Source organism: Corallococcus terminator (assembly GCF_003611635.1).
Classification (GTDB): domain Bacteria; phylum Myxococcota; class Myxococcia; order Myxococcales; family Myxococcaceae; genus Corallococcus; species Corallococcus terminator.
In genome coordinates, this window is the sequence record NZ_RAVZ01000014.1 from 13,422 (window position 1) to 37,817 (window position 24,396).

Annotated in this window: 19 protein-coding genes; 8 read left to right on the forward strand and 11 right to left on the reverse strand. The window is 69.3% G+C overall.

Annotated features, from left to right (window positions below; translation table 11 throughout):
• Nucleotides 1-111 precede the first annotated feature (111 nt).
• The 3 genes from D7V88_RS03800 to D7V88_RS03810 all read left to right on the forward strand — a co-directional run bounded on the left by D7V88_RS03800 (nucleotide 112) and on the right by D7V88_RS03810 (nucleotide 3,202).
• Nucleotides 112-1,212 carry a D-alanine--D-alanine ligase family protein gene (locus tag D7V88_RS03800; protein WP_120539220.1) on the forward strand — a complete coding sequence of 367 codons (1,101 nt, stop codon included), beginning with the start codon at nucleotides 112-114 and terminating at the stop codon, nucleotides 1,210-1,212.
• Nucleotides 1,151-1,576 (forward strand): GNAT family N-acetyltransferase, encoded by a 426-nt coding sequence (locus tag D7V88_RS03805; RefSeq protein WP_244237959.1) that lies wholly within the window; start codon nucleotides 1,151-1,153, stop codon nucleotides 1,574-1,576. The genes D7V88_RS03800 and D7V88_RS03805 overlap by 62 nt, the downstream gene beginning before the upstream one ends.
• An 84-nt stretch (nucleotides 1,577-1,660) precedes the next feature.
• On the forward strand, nucleotides 1,661-3,202 hold the full coding sequence (locus tag D7V88_RS03810; protein ID WP_244237960.1) for a transglutaminase-like domain-containing protein: 1,542 nt from the start codon (nucleotides 1,661-1,663) through the stop codon (nucleotides 3,200-3,202).
• 28 nt (nucleotides 3,203-3,230) lie between these two features.
• On the opposite strand, the gene D7V88_RS03815 is transcribed toward D7V88_RS03810, so the two are convergent.
• A complete protein-coding gene (locus tag D7V88_RS03815) occupies nucleotides 3,231-5,318 on the reverse strand; it encodes a thioredoxin domain-containing protein (RefSeq protein WP_120539222.1) in 2,088 nt (695 codons plus the stop codon).
• Between the two features lie 124 nt (nucleotides 5,319-5,442).
• On the opposite strand from D7V88_RS03815, the gene D7V88_RS03820 reads away from it, so the two are divergent.
• The 3 genes from D7V88_RS03820 (at nucleotide 5,443) to D7V88_RS03830 (ending at nucleotide 8,324) form a co-directional block, all read left to right on the forward strand.
• Nucleotides 5,443-6,807 (forward strand): ArnT family glycosyltransferase, encoded by a 1,365-nt coding sequence (locus D7V88_RS03820; RefSeq protein WP_244237961.1) that lies wholly within the window; start codon nucleotides 5,443-5,445, stop codon nucleotides 6,805-6,807.
• A gap of 6 nt (nucleotides 6,808-6,813) precedes the next feature.
• Nucleotides 6,814-7,956: an aspartyl protease family protein gene (locus tag D7V88_RS03825; protein WP_147448602.1), complete on the forward strand. Its 1,143-nt coding sequence runs from the start codon at nucleotides 6,814-6,816 to the stop codon at nucleotides 7,954-7,956.
• 152 nt (nucleotides 7,957-8,108) lie between these two features.
• Complete coding sequence (locus tag D7V88_RS03830) at nucleotides 8,109-8,324, forward strand: hypothetical protein (protein ID WP_120539224.1); 216 nt, start codon at nucleotides 8,109-8,111, stop codon at nucleotides 8,322-8,324.
• Nucleotides 8,325-8,381: 57 nt separating this feature from the next.
• Here D7V88_RS03830 and D7V88_RS03835 read toward each other — a convergent pair whose 3' ends face one another.
• From D7V88_RS03835 to D7V88_RS03880, 10 genes are all read right to left on the reverse strand, one after another.
• The gene (locus D7V88_RS03835) at nucleotides 8,382-9,005 is read right to left on the reverse strand and encodes a hypothetical protein (RefSeq protein WP_120539225.1); all 624 of its coding nucleotides are present in this window, start codon (nucleotides 9,003-9,005) and stop codon (nucleotides 8,382-8,384) included.
• A gap of 162 nt (nucleotides 9,006-9,167) precedes the next feature.
• On the reverse strand, nucleotides 9,168-10,448 hold the full coding sequence (locus D7V88_RS03840) for an Ig-like domain-containing protein (protein WP_147448603.1): 1,281 nt from the start codon (nucleotides 10,446-10,448) through the stop codon (nucleotides 9,168-9,170).
• Between the two features lie 103 nt (nucleotides 10,449-10,551).
• Nucleotides 10,552-11,457, reverse strand: a complete 906-nt coding sequence (locus D7V88_RS03845) for a UbiA prenyltransferase family protein (protein ID WP_244237962.1) — start codon at nucleotides 11,455-11,457, stop codon at nucleotides 10,552-10,554.
• Entirely contained in the window at nucleotides 11,454-14,150 is a 2,697-nt protein-coding gene (locus tag D7V88_RS03850) for a PEP/pyruvate-binding domain-containing protein (RefSeq protein WP_120539227.1), read from the reverse strand. The genes D7V88_RS03845 and D7V88_RS03850 overlap by 4 nt, the downstream gene beginning before the upstream one ends.
• A 13-nt stretch (nucleotides 14,151-14,163) precedes the next feature.
• Nucleotides 14,164-15,135: an NAD-dependent epimerase/dehydratase family protein gene (locus tag D7V88_RS03855; protein ID WP_244237963.1), complete on the reverse strand. Its 972-nt coding sequence runs from the start codon at nucleotides 15,133-15,135 to the stop codon at nucleotides 14,164-14,166.
• Nucleotides 15,123-15,770: a methyltransferase family protein gene (locus D7V88_RS03860; RefSeq protein WP_120539228.1), complete on the reverse strand. Its 648-nt coding sequence runs from the start codon at nucleotides 15,768-15,770 to the stop codon at nucleotides 15,123-15,125. The genes D7V88_RS03855 and D7V88_RS03860 overlap by 13 nt, the downstream gene beginning before the upstream one ends.
• Complete coding sequence (locus D7V88_RS03865) at nucleotides 15,767-16,585, reverse strand: AfsA-related hotdog domain-containing protein (RefSeq protein ID WP_120539229.1); 819 nt, start codon at nucleotides 16,583-16,585, stop codon at nucleotides 15,767-15,769. Before D7V88_RS03865 ends, D7V88_RS03860 begins: the two co-directional genes overlap by 4 nt.
• A 155-nt stretch (nucleotides 16,586-16,740) precedes the next feature.
• A complete protein-coding gene (locus D7V88_RS03870) occupies nucleotides 16,741-18,501 on the reverse strand; it encodes a class II glutamine amidotransferase (RefSeq protein ID WP_120539230.1) in 1,761 nt (586 codons plus the stop codon).
• A gap of 11 nt (nucleotides 18,502-18,512) precedes the next feature.
• Nucleotides 18,513-19,493: an alpha-E domain-containing protein gene (locus D7V88_RS03875; RefSeq protein ID WP_120539231.1), complete on the reverse strand. Its 981-nt coding sequence runs from the start codon at nucleotides 19,491-19,493 to the stop codon at nucleotides 18,513-18,515.
• Entirely contained in the window at nucleotides 19,490-20,962 is a 1,473-nt protein-coding gene (locus D7V88_RS03880) for a circularly permuted type 2 ATP-grasp protein (protein WP_120539232.1), read from the reverse strand. Before D7V88_RS03880 ends, D7V88_RS03875 begins: the two co-directional genes overlap by 4 nt.
• A 326-nt stretch (nucleotides 20,963-21,288) precedes the next feature.
• Here D7V88_RS03880 and D7V88_RS03885 point away from each other — a divergent pair, with 326 nt between their 5' ends.
• Both D7V88_RS03885 and D7V88_RS03890 read left to right on the forward strand, forming a co-directional pair.
• Nucleotides 21,289-23,787, forward strand: coding sequence for an HYR domain-containing protein (locus tag D7V88_RS03885; protein ID WP_120539233.1), 2,499 nt, complete (start codon nucleotides 21,289-21,291; stop codon nucleotides 23,785-23,787).
• 60 nt (nucleotides 23,788-23,847) lie between these two features.
• Nucleotides 23,848-24,390, forward strand: a complete 543-nt coding sequence (locus D7V88_RS03890; RefSeq protein ID WP_120539234.1) for a DUF350 domain-containing protein — start codon at nucleotides 23,848-23,850, stop codon at nucleotides 24,388-24,390.
• The last annotated feature ends 6 nt before the right edge of the window (nucleotides 24,391-24,396 follow it).

Consider the following 24,396-nt stretch of genomic DNA (forward strand, 5'->3'; position numbering starts at 1 on the left):
CCTACCGTACCGCAGACCTTGACGGGCGGTAGCCCTGTGAGGGGCCAACCAGCCACCGTGCCTCAAGCTGGGAAGGTCCCTGGGGACGTGCTAACCCTTCGCCCACTCCGAATGCACATCATCCTGCTGCACAATCGTGACCACGAGCTGCTTGAAGAAGACCCGGGGCGCGAAGCCCGCGAGGACGTGGTCCGGGTGGCCGAAAGCCTGGCCCAGGCGCTGAGCCGGGACGGCGTCAACGCCGAACCGCTCGCCATCGAGGGCGACCGGCTGGACTTCGTGGAGTCCCTTCGCTTCCTCCAGCCCGACCTCGTGGTGAACCTCTGCGAGTCGCTGGCCGCCGACAGCCGGGGGGAGATGGCCATCCCGTGCCTGCTGGACGCGCTGGGGCTGCCGTACACCGGCTCGTCCGCCCTGTCGCTCGGCCTGGCGCTGCACAAGCCCAAGGCGAAGGAGCTCCTGCGCGCCAACGGCGTCTCCACGCCCGCCTCCTGTGTGGTGCGCCGCCGGGAGGACGCCCTGGCGGTGGACCTGCCCTGGCCCCTCATCGTGAAGCCCGCGCGCGAGGATGCGAGCGTGGGCATGGACTTCGACTCCGTGGTGACGGAGCGCTCCGCGCTGGTGCGCGCGTGCGAGGCGGTGCTCAAGACCTTCCACCAGCCCGCGCTGGTGGAGCAGTACATCCCGGGCCGTGAAGTGTACGTCCCGCTGTTGGGCAACAGCCCGCGACAGGCGCTGCCGCTCACGGAGATCCACTTCGGCCACGCGTTCGACAACCGTCCGAACATCGTGTCGTACCGGGCCAAGTGGGAGGTGGACTCGCCGGAGTACCGGGATTCGACCTCCGGGCCGTGCAAGCTCGACGCAGTGCAGGAAGCCCGTTGCGTCCAGACGGCGCTGGAAGCATTTGCAGCGCTGGACTGCCAGGACTATGGACGCGTGGACCTTCGGGTGTCGCCCGAAGGTGTGCCGTACGTCATCGACATCAACCCCAACTGCGACCTTCACCCGGGCGCGGGGTTCGCGAAGGCGGCGCAGGCCGCTGGGATGGACTACGCGACCCTGGCCTCACGAATCGTGGAGGTCGCTCTCGAAAGAGCCCATGGAAATCCGCACACTCGAAAGAAAGGACCGGGAGCCGCTCGTCGCGTTGATCCGGCGAATCGAAACCTTCTCGCAGGAGGAGCAGGACTGCGCCATCGAGCTGGTTGACACCGCGCTCACCGCGGGCAACCGGGACTACTCCATCCTCGTGGCGGACCGCGGGCAGGAAGGCGGCCTCGTCGGGTACGCGTGCTACGGCCCGACGCCCATGACGGAGAACGCCTTCGACCTGTACTGGATCGCCTCCTCTCCGGAAGTGCGCGGCCAGGGCATTGGCGCCGCGTTGGTGTCCGCGATGGAGGGCGACCTGCGCCGCCGCAAGGCGCGGCTCATCCGCGTGGAGACGAGCGCCACGGAGGCCTACGGCCCCACGCGCGGCTTCTACGCGTCCATGAAGTACGGGGAAGAGGCGCGCCTGCGGGATTTCTACAAGCAGGGCGACGACCTCATCATCCTGACCAAGCGCCTGTAGTCCCCGCCGTCCCAAACCCCTGGGCGTGAAGACGCCGCCCAGGTCCCCGTCAGGAGGGGGCAGATGCCTTCCATGAACCGACCGATGCGACGCACCCGTCTGGGATTGTTGAGCCTGCTCACCCTGCTGGCGGGGGCCCCCGGCCCCGCCTGGGCCCAGGCCCCCTCCTCCGCCGCGCTGAAGTCCCAGGCGAAGGCCGCGGCGGCCAAGGCCCAGGCGAAGACGCAGGCCCCTGCCCCGCAAACGCAGGACCTGTCCGACGCGCTGAAGGCCCCGCGCCCCAAGGGCGGCGAGTACTTCGGCCTGTACCTGATGGACAAGAAGGTGGGCTGGTTCTTCACCGACCTGACGGCGCTGCCGGGCGGGAAGGCGCAGAGCGTCAACGAGCTCATCTTCAAGGCGCAGGTGGGCACGCGGGTGTCGGAGCGCGTGCACCGCGAGGTGCGCGTCTACGAAGCGAAGCCCGGTGGGCGCCTGCTGTCCTTCACCGTCACCCAGCGAGGGGATGGAGGGGACAGTGAATTGGTGGGCACGGCGACGGCGGACGGGCTGCGCGTGGTGCGCAAGCGTCCGGGCCAGCCGGAGGAAGTGCTCAAGCCGATGCCCGCGCCCAAGGAGACGGTGGACGACGCCGATCAGGCGCGCGTGGCGCTGCTGCGCGGCAAGCAGGTGGAGGGCGTGCTGCTGGACGGCACCGACCTGGAGGCCTACCGCACGGTCACGACGGTGGAGGCGCCGGAGGAGCAGGTGCTGGGCGGCGTGAAGGTGAAGCTCGCGCGCGTGAGCACGCTGTCCGACAAGGAGAAGGTGCCGGTGGCGGCCTTCCTGACGACGGACGGGAAGATGGTGCGCGTGGACTTCGGCCAGACGATGCAGGCGCGAGCCGAGTCCGAGAGCGTGGCCAAGCGCATGGACCTGGTGGAGGTGTTCGGCCTCACGCGCGTGGTGCTGCCCAAGGCGCTGCCGCCCAAGGCGCGGGAAGTGCCCGGGCAGGTGACGCTGGTGATGAAGAACCTGCCGGCGAAGTTCCAGCAGGACACGTACCGGCAGAAGTACAAGGCGCTGCCGGATGGCCGCGTGGAGGTGACGCTGATGGCGGCGCCGCCCGCGCCCAAGGGCCGCAAGCCCCGGCCGGTGGCGGATCCGAACGGTGGGGAGAACCTCAAGTCCACGCTCGCGGTGGAGTCCGAGGCGCCCGCCATCATCGCGCAGGCCAAGAGCATCATCCGGGAAGAGAAGGACGCGTACACGGCGGCGCGGATGCTGTCCGCGTGGGTGTACAGCAACCTGCAGAAGGACTACGGCGCCAGCGCGGACCGGGCCACGGACGTGCTGCGCCAGAAGAAGGGCGACTGCACGGAGCACTCGCTGCTCACCGTCGCGATGATGCGCGCGTCCGGCATCCCCGCGCGGCGCGTGGACGGCGTCATCTACATGGTGAACTCCGACGGCGTGCCCGCGCTGTACTGGCACGAGTGGGTGGAGGCCTGGGTGGGCGAGTGGACCCAGTTGGATCCCACCTTCAACCAGCCCGTCGCGGACGCCACGCACTTCGCCGTGGGCTACGAGGGGAACGCGGAAATCACGCCCCTCATCGGTTCGCTCCAGGTCACCGACGTGAAGTAGCCGTCGGCGGTGTCCCGGGCCGCTTGTTTCAGTGACCCGGGGCCGCCACCAGTCGCTCCGCGAGCGTGGCCGCGTCCGTCACCGGCCGCTCGCAGACGAAGCCGCGGCAGAGGTACGCCGCGCCCTTGCCTTCCACCGGATCGCGCCCCTCGAAGAGTTCGCTCAGGCGCGCGGGCGGCGGCGTCCCCGCGTCGTTCCAGCCGAAGGCGAACGTGGGCGCGTAGACGCGATTGGCGGCGGTCAGCAGCGGTGAGATGGCCTCGCGCGTGCCCGACAAGGTGACGCCGGACGCGCCGTCCAGCAGCGAGTCCGCGGCGAGCCCCAGGTGGCCGTAGCCCAGCGGGTTGCGCACGAGCTGTTCATGCAGCCTGGCCACGTAGTGCTCCGGGTGGTCCAGATGGGCCACGTCGCCCGTGAGCGCGGCGAGCGCCACCTGCGCCTCCGTCAGCGTGGAGGCGCCGGACGGGAAGGCGTTGTCGAAGAGGGAGAAGGCCGCCACCACCAGGTCCTTCTGTCCTCTGGGGGCTGACAGGTAGGCCTGCTTCTCCTCGTCCCAGAACAGCTCCACCGCGCGGTGCGCGAGCGCGTCCGCCGCATCCAGGTACTTCGCGTCGAACGTCGCCTGGTAGAGCGCGGTGAGCCCCGAGGCGAGGTCGCCGTAGTCCTCCAGGAAGCCATCGATGCGGCCCTGGCCGTCCTGGTGCGAGCGAAACAGCCGCGTCCCGTCCCACATCTTCGTGAGCACGAAGTCCGCCGCGTTGGCCGCGAGCCGCGCCCAGTCCGGCCGGTCGAAGACGCGCGCGGCGAGCGCGAGGCCGCGGATCATCAGCCCGTTCCAGCCGGCGAGGATCTTGTCGTCGCGGCCCGGCTTCACGCGCTGCTCGCGCAGGCCGAAGAGGACGCGGCGGGCTTCGGCCAGCTCCTTCGCCACCTCCTCCACGGGCCGGCCCTGTTCGGCCGCGAGCGTCTCCACGGGGACGACGACCTCCAGCACGGTGGCGCCGTGCTCGAAGTTGCCTCCGGGGGTGATGCCGAAGTGGCGCAGCACGGTCTCGGACTGGCGGGGGGACAGCGCGGCGCGGACCTCCTCGGGTCGCCAGACGAAGAACTTCCCCTCCTCGCCTTCGCTGTCCGCGTCCTGCGTGGCGTAGAAGCCGCCGGCCGGGTCGGTCATCTCGCGGCGCACGTATTCGACGGTCTCCTCCACGACCTTGCGCCACAGGGGGCGTGACTCCACCTGCTCCGCTTCCGCGTACAGGTGCAGGAGCTGGGCGTTGTCGTAGAGCATCTTCTCGAAGTGGGGCACCAGCCAGCGCTCGTCCACCGAGTAGCGGTGGAAGCCTCCGCCCAACTGGTCGTAGAGGCCGCCCAACGCCATGCGTTCCAGCGTGCGGAACACCGCTGCCTTGAGGGGCTCACCCGCGCCGCGACGCCACGCGCGCAGCAGCAGCGCCACGTTCATCGGGTTGGGGAACTTGGGCGCGCCGCCGAAGCCGCCGTTCACCGGGTCCATCCGCTTGGCCATGTTGTGGCCCATGGCGACGATGTCCTCGGCGGACAGGTGGCCGGGCGCGGCGTCCAGGCCATGCGAGGACAGTTCGCCCAGGCCCTCCTGGAAGCGGCGGGCCTGCTCCTCGATTTCGTCGGCCTTGTTGTCCCACGCATCGCGCAGCGCGGTGAGCAGGCGGGGGAAGCCGGGGCGGCCGTAGCGGTCCTCGGGCGGAAAGTAGGTGCCGCCGTAGAAGGGGCGCAGGTCGGGCGTGAGGAACACGGTGAGGGGCCAGCCTCCGCCCTGCCCCATGAGCTGCACGACGCCCTGGTAGATCTGGTCCAGGTCCGGGCGCTCCTCGCGGTCCACCTTGATGTTGATGAAGCCGTCGTTCATCAGGCGCGCGGTGTCGGGGGACTCGAAGGACTCGTGCGCCATGACGTGGCACCAGTGGCACGCGGAGTAGCCCACGGAGAGCAGGATGGGCTTGTGCTGGGAGCGGGCCAGGGCCAGGGCCTCGTCGCCCCACGGGTGCCAGTCCACGGGATTGGTGGCGTGCTGACGCAGGTAGGGCGAGGGCTCCAGGGCCAGCCGGTTGGTGGAGCCAGAGGGGGGATGTACGGCCATGAGGGCTCCCGGGGCGCGGAGATTTCGCGACCCATCACATTGTGAGCCCGGGTGCTCGGGAGCAAGCCGAAATGGCCTCACTCGCCGCTGGCCAACGGCCTTCTGGTGCGCTTTGTCCAGGGGCGTGCGTGCGTCCGCCGACTCCACCTCCGGCCTGGGAATGAGGGCCTGTGTCGTCCTGGTGGCGCTGGGCGTGGGCGTGCGGCTGGCCCTGGCGCTGGGCACGGACGTCTACTTCGACGAAACCTATTACTGGCAATGGGCTCGGCATCTGGCGTGGGGGTACTTCGACCACCCGCCGCTGGTGGCGTGGCTCATCGCGGCCCTGGGCATCCGGGGCACCGCGCTCTTGTGCGGCCTGGGCACGGGCGCGGCGGTGTGGGGACTCGCGCGGGATGTGTACGGGTCGAAGGACGTGGCGTGGCGCGCGCTGTCCCTGTGGAGCGTGGTGCCGGTGGGCATCATCTCCGGCGTCTGGGCCACGCCCGACTCGCCGATGCTGCTGTTCTGGGCGCTGGGCCTGTGGGCGCTGTACCGCGAGAAGTGGGTGCTGGCGGGCCTGACGTGTGGACTGGCGCTGTTGGCCAAGTATCCGTCCGTGCTGCTGGGGCTCGCGTTCATGCTGGCGGCGCTGCGGGCGCGAAGGCTGCCGGCGGGCGCGTGGCTCACGGCGGGCCTTGCGCTGCTGTGCTTCCTGCCAGTGGTGCTGTGGAACGCGAACCATGAGTGGGTGGGCTTCGCGTTCCAGTTGAACCACGGCCTGGGTGGCACCGGCGGGTGGAAGACGTTCGGAGAGTTCGTGGCGGGGCAGTTGGCCATGGGCGGGCCGCTGCTGTTCCCGCTGGCGGTGATGTACGCGGTGCGGGGTCCACGCGAGCAGTTCCTGCTGCGCATGGCGGCAGTGGTGCCGTTGGTGTTCTTCGGCTACGCGGCGGCGCGCACGCGGGGCGAGGCCAACTGGCCGGCGGCGGCGTACCTGGCGGCGTGCATTGGCGTCGCGGGCATGAAGCACCACTGGCAGCGGGACACGGCGTGGAGCGGAGCAATCATCTCGCTCGCGGTGGCGTCGCACCTGCTGTTCCCAGTGCTGACGTTCGAGCGCGACGTGCTGCTGTCACGGACGCATGGCTGGAGTCCGCTGGAGAGGCTGTCCGCGCCCGAGCAGCTCTTTGCAGGCATGACGCCCGGACGCACGGCGGTATACGCGCCCTCGTACCAGCTCGCCTCGCAGGTGGCGTACTACGCGGGCGTGGAGACGGACACCGAGGGCCCGGCCCGGCGCAAGAGCCAGTACGACGTCTGGCCTCCGCTGGAACTGAAGCCCGGGCAGGACGTGCTGTGGTGTTCGGAGAACGGCGCGCCACCGCCGGAGGAGCTGGTCCAGCGCTTCGGTTCGGTGGAGGGCCCGGTGGAACTCGTGGGCGACTTCCGGGACCGGAGGCTGCACACGTTCACGGTGTGGCGTCTGGGTGGGATGAAGCCAGACTAGCGAACCGTGAATCGACTCTATTGGAGCCTCCTCTTCCTGGCCGGCGCGACTTGTACGAGCCGTCAAGCGCGGCCCGACTCAACAGAAGATGTCCCTGTTCCATCAGCACAGGAACAGGCCCTCTTGATGCCAGAGGGATGTGAAGTGCTCGATCAGGGAACGTTTCCCCTGTTCATGCACAGAGGGACCCCCTTCACCGAAGTGGAAGTCAGTACGAACGGAGGCAAGGCCCGCACCTCCATGGTCGTGGATACGGGCTGGTCGGGCTGCAACGCCCTGGATCCCTCGCTCGCCGAGGAGCTCGGGCTCAAGCAAGCGGACTCCGCACCGTGCTCGGGGGCTGGAGCGGGCACAGTGGTTGCTGGGTACCAAGGCGTGAGCTTTGGCCCCTGGCACGGCTGGGATGTCGTCCCCCATGACATGTCCGGGACAGAGGAGCTGCCCCGGCATCCGCGACAGCGCGGTGCCATCGCATCCGGGACCCTGGTCAACAACATGGCGGAGTTCGATCTGGGGCCAGACGGGAGCGCACCGGGGATGCTCCGCCTCTTCTATCGCGGCGACATCAACGTCTGCGCGGAGCCCAGAAGGCAGCTTGAGCAATGCCAGGCGCGCTGGGCTGGACTCTCGATGGAGGAAATCCCGCTGCGCTTCTACGGCTCCTGCATCACCGGGGAGTCACGGGGCGAGGACGTCAAGAACCGCTCGGTCATCCCGACCATCACGGCCGCGGTTTCAGGAGTCGAAGGATTGTTGCAACTCGATACGGGGAGGGACACGTCCAATGGCAGGGTCGACGTGTCGGTGAACGAGGCCTATGCCGAGAAGATTCGCGCCCGAATCCCCCTCAAGCAGAGAGGTCCGGAGACGGCGGCACATGGCAAACCCGGCTGCTTCGAATCCGCATGGGAGCCAGAGGATGCGTCAGAGCGTCTGGAGCTTCGAATGGGCAGCAAGGTCATCGCACTCGAGCAGCTCGTCGTTCGCAAGGGCACCTGCCAGACACCCTACGACGGGTCAGAGCCGGCGGGACTCATGGGGATGTCTGTCCTGGGACAAGCGCGTCGATTCGTACTCGACCCACATTCCAGAACATTGTTGATGCAGTGGAGGACGCCAGGACCGGAGCCGCTGACCACGCCCCCGTAGACGAGCGAGAGGCTCGCACTTGAGGTGCCCTTCGAATGCCCCCTGGAGCACCTGAGCGGCAAGGTGTGGGGCTCGGCGGCGGCGGCTGACTTTCCCTGGATTTCTCTCTATCCTCGGTCGCTGTATCAAACCCCACCCCTCAAGAGGTTGAGATGAACTCCTCCGTGAAGAAGGCTGGAAAGCTGCTGCTCGCAGTCGCCGTGGGCGCGGCCGTGTCGTTTGGCTCCACCGTGGCGGCCTACTCCCGCCCGTCGGAGCCGCTGTCCTTCTGCCAGGGCAGCCAGGGCGGCACCTGCGTCAATGACTGTATCGCCGACGGGTTCAACCTTGGCCGGTGCTCCGGCGACGTCTGCGTCTGCTTCTACTGAGAACACCGCATCCACGCCCCCGGAGAGCCCGAGGGCGTGCCACGGCCTACGTGCGCGTCACGGACAGAGCGTGCCTTCGCGGCGGCACACCCGGTCACCGCAGAAGCACGAGTAGCCCGTCGCACAGGGGCCACAGGGCGGGGGCGTATAGGCCTGTCCGACCACCGTCACGGTGTTGAGCAACGTGGCGTGCGCCGTCTCCGCGTAGAGCCGGAAGTCGTAGGAGCTGCCCACGTAGATCCAGGGCACGGACACACAGCCGCTCGGGCCACGGGACATGAGCGACTCGGGCTGGCCGTTCATGCTCACCCACACCTCGCCCGTGGTGGCGTTGGTGACGCTCCAGCAGACATTCGTCGTGCCGACCGTGGTGACGTTGGTGTTGATGCGCACGGTGGTGGGATTCGCGGTGACGGTCCCAGAGGGGATCGGCGCGCACGTGGACTCATTCCCCAGCCGGGGAAGACACGGGAACTCGACCGGGTTGCACCGGGTGGAACACGTCGAGGACACCCGGGTGTAGCCCGGGGGACACAGACCACAGACCACGATCGTCTGGGCCAGGGCGGCCTCTTCACTGGAGACCTGCACCGCGTCGTTGGAGGCCTCCGTGTCCTGGAAGTCCGGGCCGGCGCAGGCCACGGCGAATGCAGCGAGAATCAACGGCAGGATGCGCTTCATGGGCAACCCCTCCTCGTATGGGTTTACGCGGAGCAGCGGATCATGAAGGCACCTGGAAACCCAACGATTTACACACCCGGAGTGAAGTCCCGCAAAGGTGTCATGCTTCCGACGACCAGCTTGCGCGCGGAATGGACTCTTCCAATCCCAGCGCATCCCAGGTCAGTCGTTCGCCGCGCCCGCGAGGATCCACGAGCGGACCCGGACGACCTGGCCCGGGTTCAGATCAAAGTAGTCCGTGTCATTCTTGGGCATGCGGCTGCCGCACGCCGTGCCCTCCATCTTCTGGACGAGCGCCGAGTTGTCCGGGTCGCCGGGAGACACGCGCATGACCGTGCCACAGGCATTGGCGGTGACGTTGACGAGGTTGCTGTAGCTGCTGCCCGAAGCGAGGTTGAGGCTCCCGCTGGCGTCGTGACAGCCCGTGCACTGCGGGACGGAGGCCCACACGCTCTGGATGTCCGCGGAGTAGCGGGGCACCGAGACGGGCACGATGAGCGTCCGGACCACGGGCGCCCCCTGTCCATCCGTGACGCTCACGGAAACGGTGAACGACGTCTGCGTGCCCACGACGGGCGAGTACCACTGTGCGCTCGCGCCGGTGCGGCTGCCCACCCAGGTGCCCTGTGATGCCGGGGCCGTCTGCGACCACGCGTAGGTCAGCGGGTCTCCGTCCGCATCGCTCGCGGTGATGGTGAACGTGCCGGTCGTGCCAGCCACCAGTGTCGCCGGCCCGGAGATGGTGGCGGTCACGGTGGGCAACCGGTTGAACTTCTGGACCCCGATGTCGACGGTGCGCTGCGCACTTCCGCCCTTCCCGTCGGTGACGGTGACGCGCAGCGTGTACGTCCCGCTGGCGCTCACATCCGGAGCCGTCCAGGTAGGAATGCTGGAAGCAGGGTCGCTGAAGGTCCCCAGGGGAGCGGCAGGAGCCACCTGCTCCCATGCGTACGTGAGCGAGTCGTTGTCCGCGTCGGAGGCGCTCACCGCCAGGACGGTGGACTGCTGCTCATCGAGCGTGGAAGGCGTGGCTGTGGGCGCCGACACCGTCGGAGGGTTGTTGCCGGTCATGGGCGGCGTGACATCCACGGCCACCGACCCCTGCGCGGAGCCACCCCGGCCGTCGCTCACGGTCACCGTCAGCGTGAAGCGCTGGCTACTCTCCACCTGCGGCGCGGTCCAGGTGGGACTGGCCAGGGAGGCGTCATCGAACGCGCCCGCCGGGGACGCAGGGCTCTGCGTCCAGGAATAGGTGAGCATGTCCCCGTCCGCATCCGACGCCTGCAACGTCAACTCCACCGGGCCACCCGTGGTCGACTGCGTTGCCTGGGCTGTAGGACCGATGAGGGTCGGTGGTGTATTGCTGGTGGGCGAAGCGTCATCGTCGCAGGCGAGCCCGATGAGCAGCAATGGCAACAGCAGTCGTGACGATGGACGGTACATGGGGGTCCCCCTCGGAAAAACCGCCGGGAACCTAGCAATCCGCTGACCGCGAGGGACCCGGTGCCGCATCGCACGGAGGTCCCTCCCCATTGAAGACTTCCTCTCAGGAGTACCTGCCCGCGAAGGCAGTCATGAGCATGGCGAGCAGGAATGAGAAGTAGCTGATGCCCGCCAACCGACCCGACCGGCCGCGAGGACTGCGGGTCTTGAAGAACAGGGCCACGTTGAGGACGCCCACCGCGACGGGAAACAGGAAGAGCCAGGCGGTCCCCTGCGACAGGTGGAACATCAGGCCCGCGGCCCCCACAACCAGCGCGAAGGCGAGGAGGCCGCTGACCACCGAACCCACCTCATCGGAGTACAGCTTCTCCCCCGGCTTCGTGGACCCCGGCCACGCCGTCTTCCGCATCACTTCCCAGTGCAGGTAGATGAAGACCAGCCCCAGCACGACGAGCAGCCCTTGCGGCTCCGGAGGCCGGCCTGCCCGCTCCGCCTGCGCCACCCAGACATAGGCGCCCTGTCCCACGTGCAACTGGATGGCGACCGCGATGGTCAGGAACATGCTCCCCTGGTACGTGGTGCTGTTCAGCTCCAACCACCAGAGGAACAGGCTGTAGAGCATGATGCCGAGCAGGATGAGGGCTCGCAGCCAGGACACCGCCAGGTTGGAGCCGAGCAGGATGACGGCGCACACCGCGAGCGCGACGTACAGGTCCTGGAAGCTGACGTCGCCTCGCGCCAGTCCCCGCTCCGGATTGTGGATCCGGTCGTATTCGTAGTCGCGCAGCTCATCCACGATGCGCATGAAGTAGCCCACGCCGAACACGCTCGACGCCACGTGCAACAGGTCTCGCGACAGCGTCGGCCCCTGCCCTCCTCCCAGCGTCCCCAGCATGCCATCCAGGCTCAGGGACCAGAGCGTGACGACCGCCAGGTAGAACAGTGGCGGGTAGCGCTGCACGGAGTAGCGCAGCACGGCCCGGATCCGTGACACCACGGTCCGGCTCATGTCGACACCACCGTGACCGTGCCCGTGGAACCGTCCACGCGGATCCGCGCGCCGTCGGGGATTCGTGTCGTCGCGTGCGCCACACCCACCACCGTGGGAATGCCGAACTTCCGGCCCGCGATGGCCGTATGCGACAGCATGCTCCCCCGCTCCACCACGATGCCGCCCGAGGCCAGCATCAGGAAGAGCCAGCCCGGGTCCGTCTCCTTGGCGATGAGGATGTCGTCCTTGGTGAGGGAGCCCACCGCTCCGGGGTCCTTCACGACGCGCGCGAAGCCTTCGACGATGCCCGCGCTCGACCCCAGTCCCTTGAGCAGGGAGGCATCATCAATGGCAGCCTCCACCGCCCTGGGAATGCCGTCCGCCACGCTTCCCACGGTGGTGAAGTCGCGCGGCGGCTGCCGCTCCTGGTTGTCCTGCTGCTCCCGGCGACGCAGCCGCACGAGTTCGCCCAGGTTCCGGGTGACGCTCCGGCCCTCGAAGTGGTCCAGGATCTCCCGCAGCGTGAGGTAGTGCACGTCCAGCGGTGAAGCGAACACGCCCCGCTCCGCCATCCGCTGCCCCAGCGCCGCGAACACGCTCTTGCTGAAGCCGAAGAGCTGGCCGCGCCAGAACCGGCTGTCCTCGCGCAGGCCAATCACCGTGCGCAGCCGTTCCAGCAGTTGCTGGACCGCGAGCTTCCGCAACGGCTGTCCCTTCAGCAGCACCGCCAGCCGCGTCTCGGCCTCCGTGCGCCGCAGCACATCCGAGGTCCGCAGCTCCGCCCGGGTGACGGACGTGCGCGCGTAGGACTGGACGATGCGCACCAGCTCCCACGGCGTGTCCCGCAGGTTCGGGCGCTCCACATTCAGCTCCTGGACGCCCCGGTCGCCGTACTCGCTCAGGTGCTCGCGGAAGGCCCGGGCGAAAGCGGGAGCTACCTCTCCAGAGGCAAGCCTGCTCCACACCTCCTCCGCGGTCCCTTCCGCGAAGAGCTTCGACAACGCCGCATCCGCGCGCACGGTCTCCGCGAGCGCCACCGCGGAGAAGAGCGCGTGGCTGCCTTCATCCGGCCGGGCTCCGCACAGCAGTCCCGCGAGCAGTTCGCTGGGGTCCGCACCGGTCCACTTGCGCAGGTATCGGCTCGCCAGCCCGTAATACGAATTGATGTACCAGTGGTTGATGAGCGTCAGCCCCCACCAGTTCCCCACCTCGCGCCAGACCTGCCGGAAGTGGTGGATGAGGACCAGTGGATCCTCCCGATGCAGGGACAGCGTCCGCAGCCCCGCGAGCGTCTGTCTCCACCATGCGGCGTACTTCTCGAAGTCCCGCTGGAACGACACGGTGGCGGCCAGCGCCCCCACGGCCGAACGACCCAGCGCGAACGCGTAACTCGCGGTGTTGGGGAAGCTCTCGCGGTGGCCGGGCAGGCGGATGACCAGCGAGGCATCCAACTGGAGCACGTCCTCCAGGTCCCGCATGGAGGTGACCGCGAGGAAGGGATTGATGCCATTGACGTGCATCAGGTTCGACAGCGAGTGGTAGACGCGCCCGTCGATGAACCCCAGCATGTTCTGGAACGCCGGGCCGTGCTCATGGAGCGTCCGCGCGTCCGCGCCCCACATGCGGCGCTGGAAGTCATGGAAGATGACCTCGTAGAAGTGGCTCGCGAGCGAATACGTCAGCGGCGTGGTGACGCCCGGGAAGCTCTCCGACACGTTGCCGCAACCCCAGACGCGAATCTTCCGGAAGTCGAAGGCGATGGGCCGCGATTGCAGCACGTGCAGCGTCCCGTCCTCCGTGAACGTGCCCTCGATGTCCTGGGGAACACCGAAGGTGCGCTCGATGTCCTTCGCCAGCGTCGCCAGCCGCTGGAGTTCTGCGTCCGTCAGGCAGGGCGCATCCCGCAGGGCCTCCGGCACGGGCTGTTCCAGCAACCCACCGCCGGGCTCGGGGTTCTCGCACAGCATCTCCGCCTTGTGGCCCAACTGCCGGTCGATGCGGCCCGTCTGCGGATGGATGAAGTAGTGGTCCACCCCGACCTTCTCCTGGACGACGCCCTCTCCAATCCCGTGCCCCGCGACGATCAGCGTCCTGCGCTCCGTCGTCTTCGGGTCGCACGTGAAGAGCACGAACGAGCGGCGCCCCGGCACCATCCGCTGGACGCCCACCGCCACGGTGAGGCCCCGGACCTCACGCCCCTGGGACAGCCGGTAGATGAGCCCCTCCGGCGTATAGGCCGACGCCCAGCACCGGCGGATCCGTTCGAGCAGTGCGTCGCGCCGCACATAGAGGAACGTCGAGCTCACCCCCGCGAAGGGGTCGCTCTCCGAGTCCTCGCTCTCCCCCAGCGCGCGGCCCACCACGGAGGCCCGCACCGCGACCACCGCGTTGGCTCCGAAGGTCCGGTCGAAGGCCTCCAGGATGGAGGCCTCGCGCTCGGCGCTCAGGGGCACTTCGACGAAGAGCCGTTCAATCTCCTCCGCGACCCGGCGGATGTCCTGCTGGGATGAACGGTCCACCGTCGCCGTGAGCCGCTCGATGGCGGGCAGGATGGGCCGCGCGACCTCCTGGAACATCGTGGTGGTGAGACAGAAGAACTCCGGCACGGGGAAGCCCTGCCGCGCCAGGTGCTGCTGGCGCGCGAACTTCTGACCGACGTGGCTCGGGTCTCCGGCCTCGGTCATGGACACAAGCGGAAGGGGGGCAGGCATGGCGGGGGTTCCTTCAGGAACGAAAGGTGTCGAGGGCAGCACGCAGGGCCTCCACCGGAGACCGGGCGAGGAGCGCACGCGTGCCGGGGACCGCCTTGAGCCGCGCGACGTCCAGGCACTGCGAACGGGTCAGCAATTCCAGACGTTCGGCCAGCGCCTGGGCTCGGCGGCTGGGAGCATCGCGCAGGGCGTTCAGGAGCAGGTCGGGGACGCGCACCTTCACGACCGGCTCGGGCAGCCCAAGTCCCTGCACCAACGTGCCCAGGAACTCCGAGCGCACCAGCGGGCGCGCATACGCCACGTTGTATGCCCACTGTTCGGGACGGCGCGCTTCCGCCATGCGCCGCGCGAGCTTCCAGATGATGCGCGCATAGTCATCCACGTCGATGACCGAGCAGGCCACCGAGTCCGCTCCAAGCTGGCGCCTGCGCTGGAGCATCTTCACCATCGCGGGGAGGACGAACCGGTCCCCCCTTCCGATGAGGAAGCGCGGACGCAGCAACACCGCGCCCAGACCGGCATCCGCAGCGTGCTTCGTGATGAGCGCCTCGGACGCCACGCGGGAGCGCGCCAGCGGCGTGACGGGGACCAACGGATGCTCCTCCGTCACTCCCAGATGCGGCCCCGGGCCGTAGACAGACATGGAGCTGCCGTGGATGACGCCCAGGCAGTCCTTCGTGAGCCGTGACAGCAGCCGCCGTGTCCCTTCCACGTTGGTCCAATCGAAGCCCGTGCCGTCGGTGTCCCGGGGCTTCGTGGCGAAGTGGAGGACGACGTAGGGATGCGACGGGAACAACGCCTCCGGAATGCCGTGCAGGTCTCCCCGCACGACCTGGACTCCGTCTCCCCACGACCGTCCATCCGGGGTGCGCACCAGCGCGTGCACGGGATGCGTGCCGCGCTGTCGCAGGATGGCCTGTCCCACGAGGCCGGTCGCACCGAGCAGCACGACGCCCACGCCGTCCCCGCCCGTTACCAGAGCCATGGGACCAGCCGCTTGCGCGTCGCCGCGTAGGCTTCGTAACCGGGGAAGGAGCCCAACAGCAGCCGCTCCTCATGCCGGATGCGCAGCAGCACCGCCGGAACGAAGAGCAGCACGAACGCGGCGATGGCCGGCACGCTGGGGAAGACGAGCAGGTAGCCCACGTGCGCCACCAACATCCCGGTGTACGCCGGGTGCCGGAGCTTCCGGTAGACCCCCCCCGTGACGAGCAGGTCCGCATCCGGCAGACGCACGCGGTGCGAATACGCTCTTCCGAGCGTACGGATGGCCGTCAGTCGCAGCGTCACCCCACCGATGAAGCCAAGCAGCCCCACCGCACGAATCCCGGGGCCCGCCTCCAGCGTGGGAAACGCCAGCGCGAGCAACAGCGTGGTCAGCCGCGCCACTGCATAGAGTTCGAGCGTGGAGCCATCGCGCTCCGCGGTGGGCTTGCTCGTCTCACGCAACGTCACCCGGCTCTCAATCAACATCCACGCTACGTAGGCCGCGATCATCAGGCCCGCGATGACACGGCTCTCCTCCGGCGTGCGCGCAAGCTGCCGGAGGCCCAGCGGGACGAGCAGCCCCAACCCCGTCACCATCAGCAGGGTGGGCATCCAACGGTGCAGGTGCTTCACGACGCCGCCTTGCTGACGGCGCCAAGCAGCCCCGAGAAACAGCAGACGTTGTCCTGCCAGCCCTGCACGGCGATCCACATGCGGCCCTTGCGGCCTTCGGCCCGCACCGGCTCCGCCCACTCCGGGAGCCGGTAGCTGACGAAGGTGCGCATCACCAGCGGCGCGTCGTGGCGCACGAAGCGCTGAAACTCCAGCGTGAGGCGGGTCAGGATGATGACCCAGTCGAACGGCAGCCCCACGCCGTGAATGCTCGCGAGGCTCGCCTGGCGGGCAATCTCCGTGAGGAGCATGCCCTGCACGTGCTCGGAGGGATGGTCGAAGAGGAACTCGGGCGACTCCATGAACGCGTTGAACTGGTGCAGCGCACCCACCCGGTGGCCGTTCGCGAGCAACACGTTCGCCGGCTCCCGCTTGTGGACGAGCACCGCGTCCGTGCGCTCCATCGGCCGCGTCTCTCCTTCCGCGAACAACTGGCGGCCTTCGGAGACGGGGTTCTTCACCGGCACGCGGCCCAGGAGTTCAGTGAGGTTCGCCGGCGGGTCCTTCTTCCAGGGACCGCCCACGCCTACTCCCACGGGCGTGGCGTCCGCCCAGTCCGCGAGTTCACGGTGTTCGGCGGCGCGCGCTCCCAGGTAGAGGCCACCGTGCTGCTGGAGGACGGCCGCCAGGAACTCGGCCTCCTCCACGTTCTTCACCGGGATGCGACACGGGTGGTCCACCTCCGGGAGGAGGAACTCCGGCACGAGCAGGAAGGGGACAGCGTCGGGCGACTCCACCCGCACGCGACGCGCGGGGAGGCTGGATGCGGCTTCCATGTCTGTCTTTCTCCAACTGAGGGGGAAAGACAGTCTAGGAATCCGGGTATCTCGATACGAGGACCGGGGGAGACCACCCGGTGCGCCGCTGGATCAGGACCCGGGGGATGCGCGCGATCCTGTTCGTGAAACACGACCCTGTGACAGGTGAGACCTCACTGTCCTTCGGGCATCACCGGCTCGCAGCGGACCAGCACCTCCAACTGCTCGCCCCCGCCTCCCAGGTAGATGGTGCCCGTCGTCGGCGTCGCGTCCGAGTACTGCCGGCCTACCGCCACGCGCACGTGGTCGGTCTGCGTGAGGATGCCGTTGGTCGGGTCGAACCCCTTCCACCCCACCTCCGGCAGATACACCTGCACCCACGCATGGGACGCTTCCGCCTGCGCCGTGTTCGCGTGCTTGGGCCCCGTGTAGAGGTAACCGCACACGTAGCGCGCGGGCACGCCCAACAGGCGCGCCAGGCAGATGAACACGTTGGCGAAGTCCTGGCAGACGCCCCTGCGCGCCGAATACACGGAGAAGGCCGTGGTGTTCAGCGTCGTCGTGCCCTGCGCGTACTGGTACTCCTTGAAGATGGAGTAGTTGATGTCCAGCAGCGTGTCCAAGAGGTCGAAGTCGTTGCGGCGCGCGAAGCTCATCGCGTACTCGGACAGCTCCTCCAACTGCGTGTCCGGCAGCTCCGGCGGCAGCAGGTACGGCTGGAGCATGTTCGCCTGCCACGGCATCCACACCAGCGGCAGCACCGAGCGCACGTGCAGGGGCCGGTATCCCAACGGATCCGTGTCCCGCAGCTCCACGCGCGAGCGGGCCTCCATCACCAGCTCCTTGTAGGGCATGTCCACCATCGCCCGGCGGACCCGGTTGCCGAAGACGTCCTCGTACTCCGACCGCGTCACGCCCACCGACAGCGTCACGTCGTGCGACAAGAGCGACTGGAGCCGGTCATGCCGGGGCGTCAGCCTCAAGAGATGGGAGCTGCGCTCCACCGGGTTCTGGTAGCGGTAGACGGTGCGGTGCACCACGTCCATCACCCGCACCGGCGTCTCCGGCGGACGGCGCAGGCGGCTTCGCGCCTCGAACTCCGCCGCCATCGTGGGCGCCACCGTGCCCTGGGCTCCCGGCGGCAGCGCCTCCACGCGGATGGCCCCCTGGCGCACCAGCACCAGGCCTCCGGGCGCAAGCTGCGTCCAGTTCGCTGGCACGTCCGTGCGCGAGCCCAGGGGCTGCGTGGCGACGATGACGCCCTTGCGGCTCTTGGCGCCCCGGCGCGTGAGGTCCAACTCCACGTCCTCGTCGCCCAGCACCAGCCGCTCGTAGGGCGGCGACACCTGCCACACCCAGCCCTGCGTCGCCCCGGTGCAGTCCGCGTACAGCATCAGGTCCCTGCCGTCCGACACCACCAGCGTCAGCGGCCCCAACTGGTTCAGCTCCTCCAGCCACGCGCGCAGCCGGAACGCGTCCACCTCTCCCAGGCTTCGCCAGCCCTGCTCCTGCATCCAGTCCAGGAAGCGGCAGAACAGCGTCTCCGAGTCCGTGGAGCCCACGGGTTCGAAGCGCGCCCCAGCGGGAATCTTCAGCCGCTGCTCCAGGCTGCCGCTGTGCGCGAGCAGCCAGTCCCGGCCCCAGGCGCTGCGGACGAACGGCTGGGTGTTGGCCTCCGTGATGGGCCCCCACGTCGCCGTGCGCAGGTGCAGCAGCATCAGCGAGGACTCCAGCGGATCCCACGTGCGCACCAGTTCGCTGCGGGTGCTGTGCAGTTGGGGCGCGGCTTCCTTCAACACCGCGGCCGCGAACTCGCCGCCCGGGTAGTAACCCACGCCCCAGCCGTCCGGCGGCTTGCGTCCGGGAGCAAGACAGCGCAGGTCCAGACCGGGAGCGAGCTCTCCCTCGAAGGACAGCGCGAGCAGGTTCAACATGGGCGCGGACTCTACCCGGCCATCTCCTGGGTGCCCACCTGCACGGGGGCCCGCCCGAAAAAATCGCGGGAGATCAGCGTGCACAATGCGTCCGTGCCCTCCACCATGCGCGTGAGCAGGGCGTGCACCGCTTCACCCTCGCCCGACAGGGAATGAGGCGTCAGCTCCTCCACCAGGGGCACCAGCCGGGACAGGCACTCCTCCCCCGGCTGCCCCTTGGCCACCACCGGGCACAGGTGCCCCAGGTAGCGGTACGCGGACTCCAGGCAGAAGCGCACCGAGCGCGGGAAGCGCGGCTCGAACAGCAGGAACGCCGCCACCGCGTCCCCCGTCACCCGGCCCTGGTGGCTCTTCATGAAGGGCTCGAAGCCGGAGCACGCGCGCAACAGCGACAGCCACAGCGCCGTCTCCACCACCCGGTGCTTCTCCTCGCTGAAGATGTGGTGGTGCACATCCAGGAGGCGCGACGTCTGCCCCGCCCGCTCCAGCATCACGCCCAGCCAGACGAACTCCTGGGGCGTGTCGTGCAGCATGGTGCTGTCCAGCAGGCCCAGGCATAGCTGCACCATGCGCCGGATGTGCTGGTAGAAGCCGAAGCGCGACGCGGCGTACTCCGCCCGGCCCGTCTCGCCGGTGAGGAAGTGGTACAGCTCGTTCGTCACCTCCCAGCACTCGCGGCTGACCACCTCGCGGATGGTGCGCGCGTTGTCTCGCGCCGCCAGCACCGTGTGCACCAGGCTGGAGCCGTTGTCCTCCTCCCAGGTGAGGAAGTGCTGCACCGCCTCGCCGTCGGATTCGGCCTTCACGCCGTGCTTGAGCGCGAAGGTGGCCCGCTCACCGAAGATGGCCAGCGCCGGCACCCAGCACTGGTCCGCCGGCAGGTCCGCGTCCAGCGCGAGCTGATCCGTCATCTGCAACACCCGCGCGACGCTCTCCAACCGCTCCAGGTAGCGCCCCAACCAGAAGCAGTGCTCCGCGATGCGGGCAATCATGCATCCTCCTTCTGGACCCAGGTGTCCTTGGAACCGCCACCCTGGCTCGAGTTGACCACGTAGGAGCCCGCGCGCAGCGCCACGCGGCTCAAGCCGCCCGGCAGCACCCACGGCCCCTGCGGCGTGGTGAGGATGTACGGCCGCAGGTCCACCCGCCGGGCGACGACCGTCCCGGAGGCCGCGTCCCACGTAGGGCAGGTGGACAGCTCCACGCGCGGCTGCGCGATGTAGCGCCGGGGCTGCGCGAGGATGCGCTGGCGGAAGTCCTCCCGCTCCTCCTTCGTGGACTGCGGTCCCATCAACATCCCGTAGCCGCCCGCCTCGTCCACCGCCTTCACCACCAGCTCTTCCAGGTGCGAAAGCACGTAGCGGCGGTCTTCCTCGCGCGCGCACACGTACGTGGGCACCTGCGCCAGCACCGGCGTCTCATTCAGGTAGAAGCGGATGAACTCCGGCACGAACGCGTACACCGCCTTGTCATCCGCCACGCCGTTGCCCGGCGCGTTGGCCAGCGCCACGTTGCCCGCCGCCCAGGCGCGCAACAGGCCCCTCACGCCCAGCATGCTGTCGGGGCGGAAGGCCTCCGGGTCGATGAAGGCATCATCGATGCGCCGGTAGATGACATGCACGCGCTTGGGCCCGCGCGTGGTGCGCATCCACACGCGGTCGTCGTCCACGAAGAGGTCCGCGCCGTGCACCAACTCCACGCCCATGGTGCGCGCGAGGAAGCTGTGTTCGAAGTAGGCGGAGTTGTACGGGCCCGGCGTCAGCACCACCGCGGTGGAGCGCTCCGGGTCCTCCGGGGAGGATGCGCGCAGCGTCTCCGCGAGCTTCGCCGGATAGTGGTCCACGCGCCGCACCCGCGTGCGCTCCAGCACCTCCGGCAGCACGCGCTTGGAGAGCACCCGCCCCTCCAGCACGTACGACACGCCCGAGGGCGTGCGCAGGTTGTCCTCCAGCACCCGGAAGGTACCCTGCCCGTCGCGGATGAGGTCGATGCCCGCGATGTGGATGCGAACGCCGCCCGCGGGCCGCACGCCCCGGAGCTTCGGCAGGTACTGCTGCGTGCCCAGCACCATGTCCCGGAGCTCTGGCCGCCCGGCGAAGATGCGCTGCTCGCCGTACACGTCGTCCAGGAACAGCCCCAGCGCGCGCACGCGCTGCTCCAGCCCGCGCTCCACGTGCTCCCAGTCGGAGGCCGACACCAGCCGGGGGATGAGGCAGAAGGGGAAGATGCGCTCCGTGCCCCGCTGATCCGCGTACACGGAGAACGTCACGCCCTGGTTCATCAGCGCCCGCTCCGCCAACCCCTGCATCCGCGAGAACTCCGCCGGCGAACGCGTGCCCAGCCGCTCCAGCAGCCGCAACACGTCCTCGCGCGGAGCCTCCCCGGTGCCCAACAGCTCGTCCCAGGTGCCCGGCGCGACGCCATACCCTTCGAAGAGCCCTCGGACCTGAAGCTGTCTCATGGTGGACCTTGTCTCGTACCCGAAGACGCACGACGCCATGCGTCAGAACGGACTCTACCGGGGGATTGTGGGGCGCGACAGTCGCCGGTCTCAGCGGATGGGAATGAGGGGCGCGCCGGTCGGTGGTGAACACATGAAACAGGTGTGACACCGGCCCCGTGCGATGGCTGGCGAACAGTCCGCCGGCCCCCCGGTTGTGGATCCGCCGGACCGTGAGGACGGTGCGCCCCCTGGATGGTTGAGGGCGCGCGGGGTCCGGGTGGCTCCACCGGCCAGCGGTCGCCAAGCAGTTGGTGTCACGGGCGTTGTGGCGGGGAGGGGTCGGGATGATGACTGACAGCGGTCGTGCGTGGCTTTCGGCGTTGGCACTGATGGCGGTCGGCGGTCCCGCGCTGGCGGCGGACGGCCCTGATTCGGTGAGCGTGCGTCGGCTGGCGGCGCTGCCGGGCGAGCGCGGCGACTTCGGCTCGGTCACGAACTTCGAGGTCCAGCCCCGGGCCTCCTTGAACGGGCGGCTGTACTACTTCACCGGCCCGCGCGTGGAGTCCTTCGACCACCGGCCCCTGACCCTGTGGTCGACGGATGGCACCGCCCAGGGCACGCGCTCCATGCAGGACCTGATGCCGACCTCCGCCGTCATCGATCACATGACGTTGGCCTCGGTGCCCGGCCGCCTGTTCTTCACCGCCCGGAGCAACACCTCCGGCCGCGAGCTGTGGACGAGCGACGGCACCGCCCAGGGCACCTGGCTCGTGCGCGAAATCCAACCGGGTGCGGCCAGCGGCGTGCTCACGCCGAGCGCGCTCATGCCCTTCGGCACCTCCGTGCTGTTCGCCGCCGAGGACAGCGACGGCGACACCGAGCTCTGGAAGTCGGACGGCACCGAAGCGGGCACCGTGCGCGTCCAGGATGTGATGCCCGGCGCCCAGGGCTCGTCCCCGTTCCTGCGCGGGGCTTGTGGCGACGCGATGCTGTTCAGCGCGCACGGTCCCGAGGGCCGCGAGCTGTGGCGCACGGATGGCACCGCCCAGGGCACCTGGCTCGTGCGCGACATCCGTTCCGGCGTGGGGTCCTCGGATCCCAGCGCCATCACCACGATGGGCTCCACCTGCTTCTTCACCGCGAATGACGGCCAGCACGGCCGGGCCCTGTGGAAGACGGACGGCACGGAGGAGGGCACGGTCCTGGTGAGCGACCTGGTGGCAGGCAGCTTCGAGCCGGAGCTGAGCCAGTTCACCGTGCTGGGCAACACGCTGCTGTTCCTCGTGAAGGACGGCCAGCAGGTGGACCTCTGGCGCACGGACGGCACCGAGGCGGGCACCCTGCCCGTGAAGCCGCTTCCCCGCGACCTCACCGGGACGGTCACGCTCGTCCGGGCGGGCGCGCGCGCCTACTACCTCACCCAGGGCACCGGCTCCGGCCGCAACCTGTGGGTGACGGACGGCACGGCGGAGAACACCGCAGTCGTCCCACTGGAGGACGCGGGCCAGCAGGTCCTGCCGCACTTCCTCGCCGCCTGGGGCGATGAGCTCGTCTTCTACCGCGCCTCCAACGATTGGAGCGGCGAGCTGTGGCGCACCGACGGTAGCACCCAGGGCACGTACCGCCTGGCCCGCGTGCCGGCCAGCAGGGGCTTCTCGCCGTCCAGGGTGGTGCCCTTTGGGGACTCGCTGCTGATGCCGGATGGCAGCCATTTCAGCGGCCTGTCGCTGTGGCGGCTGGACCGCGACCCCACGGCGCCCGCGTTCCGGGACTGCCCGGCCCATCTGGACGTCCCCGCCACGCATGCCCAGGGCACGGAGATGCACCTGCCGGTCCCCACCCTCACGGGTGGACAGGCGCCCCTGACGGTGCGCACCAGCCACCCGGAGGGCACGCCGCTGAGCCTGCAAACGGGCTTCGGCGTCCACTACCAGGCCGAGGACGCGCAGGGCCGGGTCGCCACGTGCTCCATCGACGTGACCGTGGCCAACCTGACCCCGCCCACCATCCAGGGCTGCCCGTCGGAGCTCGTCGTCAACACCCGCTCGCCCCAGGGCGCCCCGGTGTACTACCCGGAGTTCACGGTGACGGAGGAGACGGGCGGCGACGTCGTCACCTCCATCATCCCGGAGAACGGCAGCACGCTTCCGCTGGGCACGACGCTGGTGACGATGACGGCCCGCGACCGCGCGGGCAACACGTCCACCTGCGCCTTCCCCGTCACCGTGCGCGACGGCCAGCCGCCCGCGGCCGCGTGCAAGGTGAGCGAGGTGCGCGTGGAGGCCGAAGGGCCCGACGGCGCGCGTGCGTGGTGGCCGGAGGCGAGCACCAGCGACAACGTCTCCGCCCAGACGACCACCTCCCGGACGCATGCGCCCGGCGACCTGTTCCCCCTGGGCATCACCCGCGTGCAGCTCACCCGCACCGACGAGGCGGGCAACAGCCGCACGTGCGAAATCCAGGTGAAGGTGCGCGACTCCCGGCCGCCCGTGCTCTCCTGCCCGGAGGACGTCACGCTGAAGACCGCCGTGATGTCCGGCACCCGCGCCGACTACCCGCTGGCCTCCGCCGAGGACACCGTGTCCCAGGCGGAGCTGCTCTACAGCCCGGAGCTTGGGACGCCGCTGGCGCCGGGCCTGCACTCGGTGCAGGTGACCGCGCTGGACGCGGCCGGCAACGCGGCGCTGTGCAACTTCCACGTCGCCGTGGAGTACGACCCGACGTCCGACATGTCGCGCAGCCTGGGGTGCTCCCTGGGCGGTGGGCCCGCGTCGGGCGCGGGCTGGGCGGCGCTGCTCCTCCTCGGCTGGACGCTCTGCCGCCGGAAGAAGGGCGCGGCGTGAGGACGTGAGCATCCGGCATGGCGGCGAGGAGGACTTCCGCTACAGTCCCTCGCACGCCCCATGGACCTCACCCTCTTCGTCGTCGGACTCGTGAAGGTCGTCTTCGGTGGCCTCGTCGCCGCGCTCGGCATCGGCCTGGGAATGCACGGCCTTGGCCGCCTGCTGGACAGCCACCCGGTGGAGGAGCTGCGCCAGGGCAACGTCGCCGCGGGGCTGGTGCACGCGACGAGCCTCGTGTCGCTGGGCCTGCTGGTGCAGCACGCGCTGAAGGCCACCGGGGACGCGGTGGACATCGCGGTGCAGAACCCGCCCGTGCCGCCCATCGCGGTGCTCCAGTTGATGGGCCTGTCGCTCGTGCACGTCGCGCTGTCGCTGGCGGTGGGCGTGGCGGTGCTCGCGCTGGGCGTGCGGCTGTTCGACAAGATGACGCCGGGCATCGACGAGCTGGCGGAGGTGCGCAAGGGCAACATCGCCGCGGCGCTCATCCTGTGCGCCTTCCTGCTCGTCATCGCCCTGCTCACCGCGCCCGGGTTGCAGGCCACGCTCAACGGGCTCATCCCCTTCCCGCAGCTCCCCACCGGCATGCTGCGCGCGCCCGCCTGACCTCGC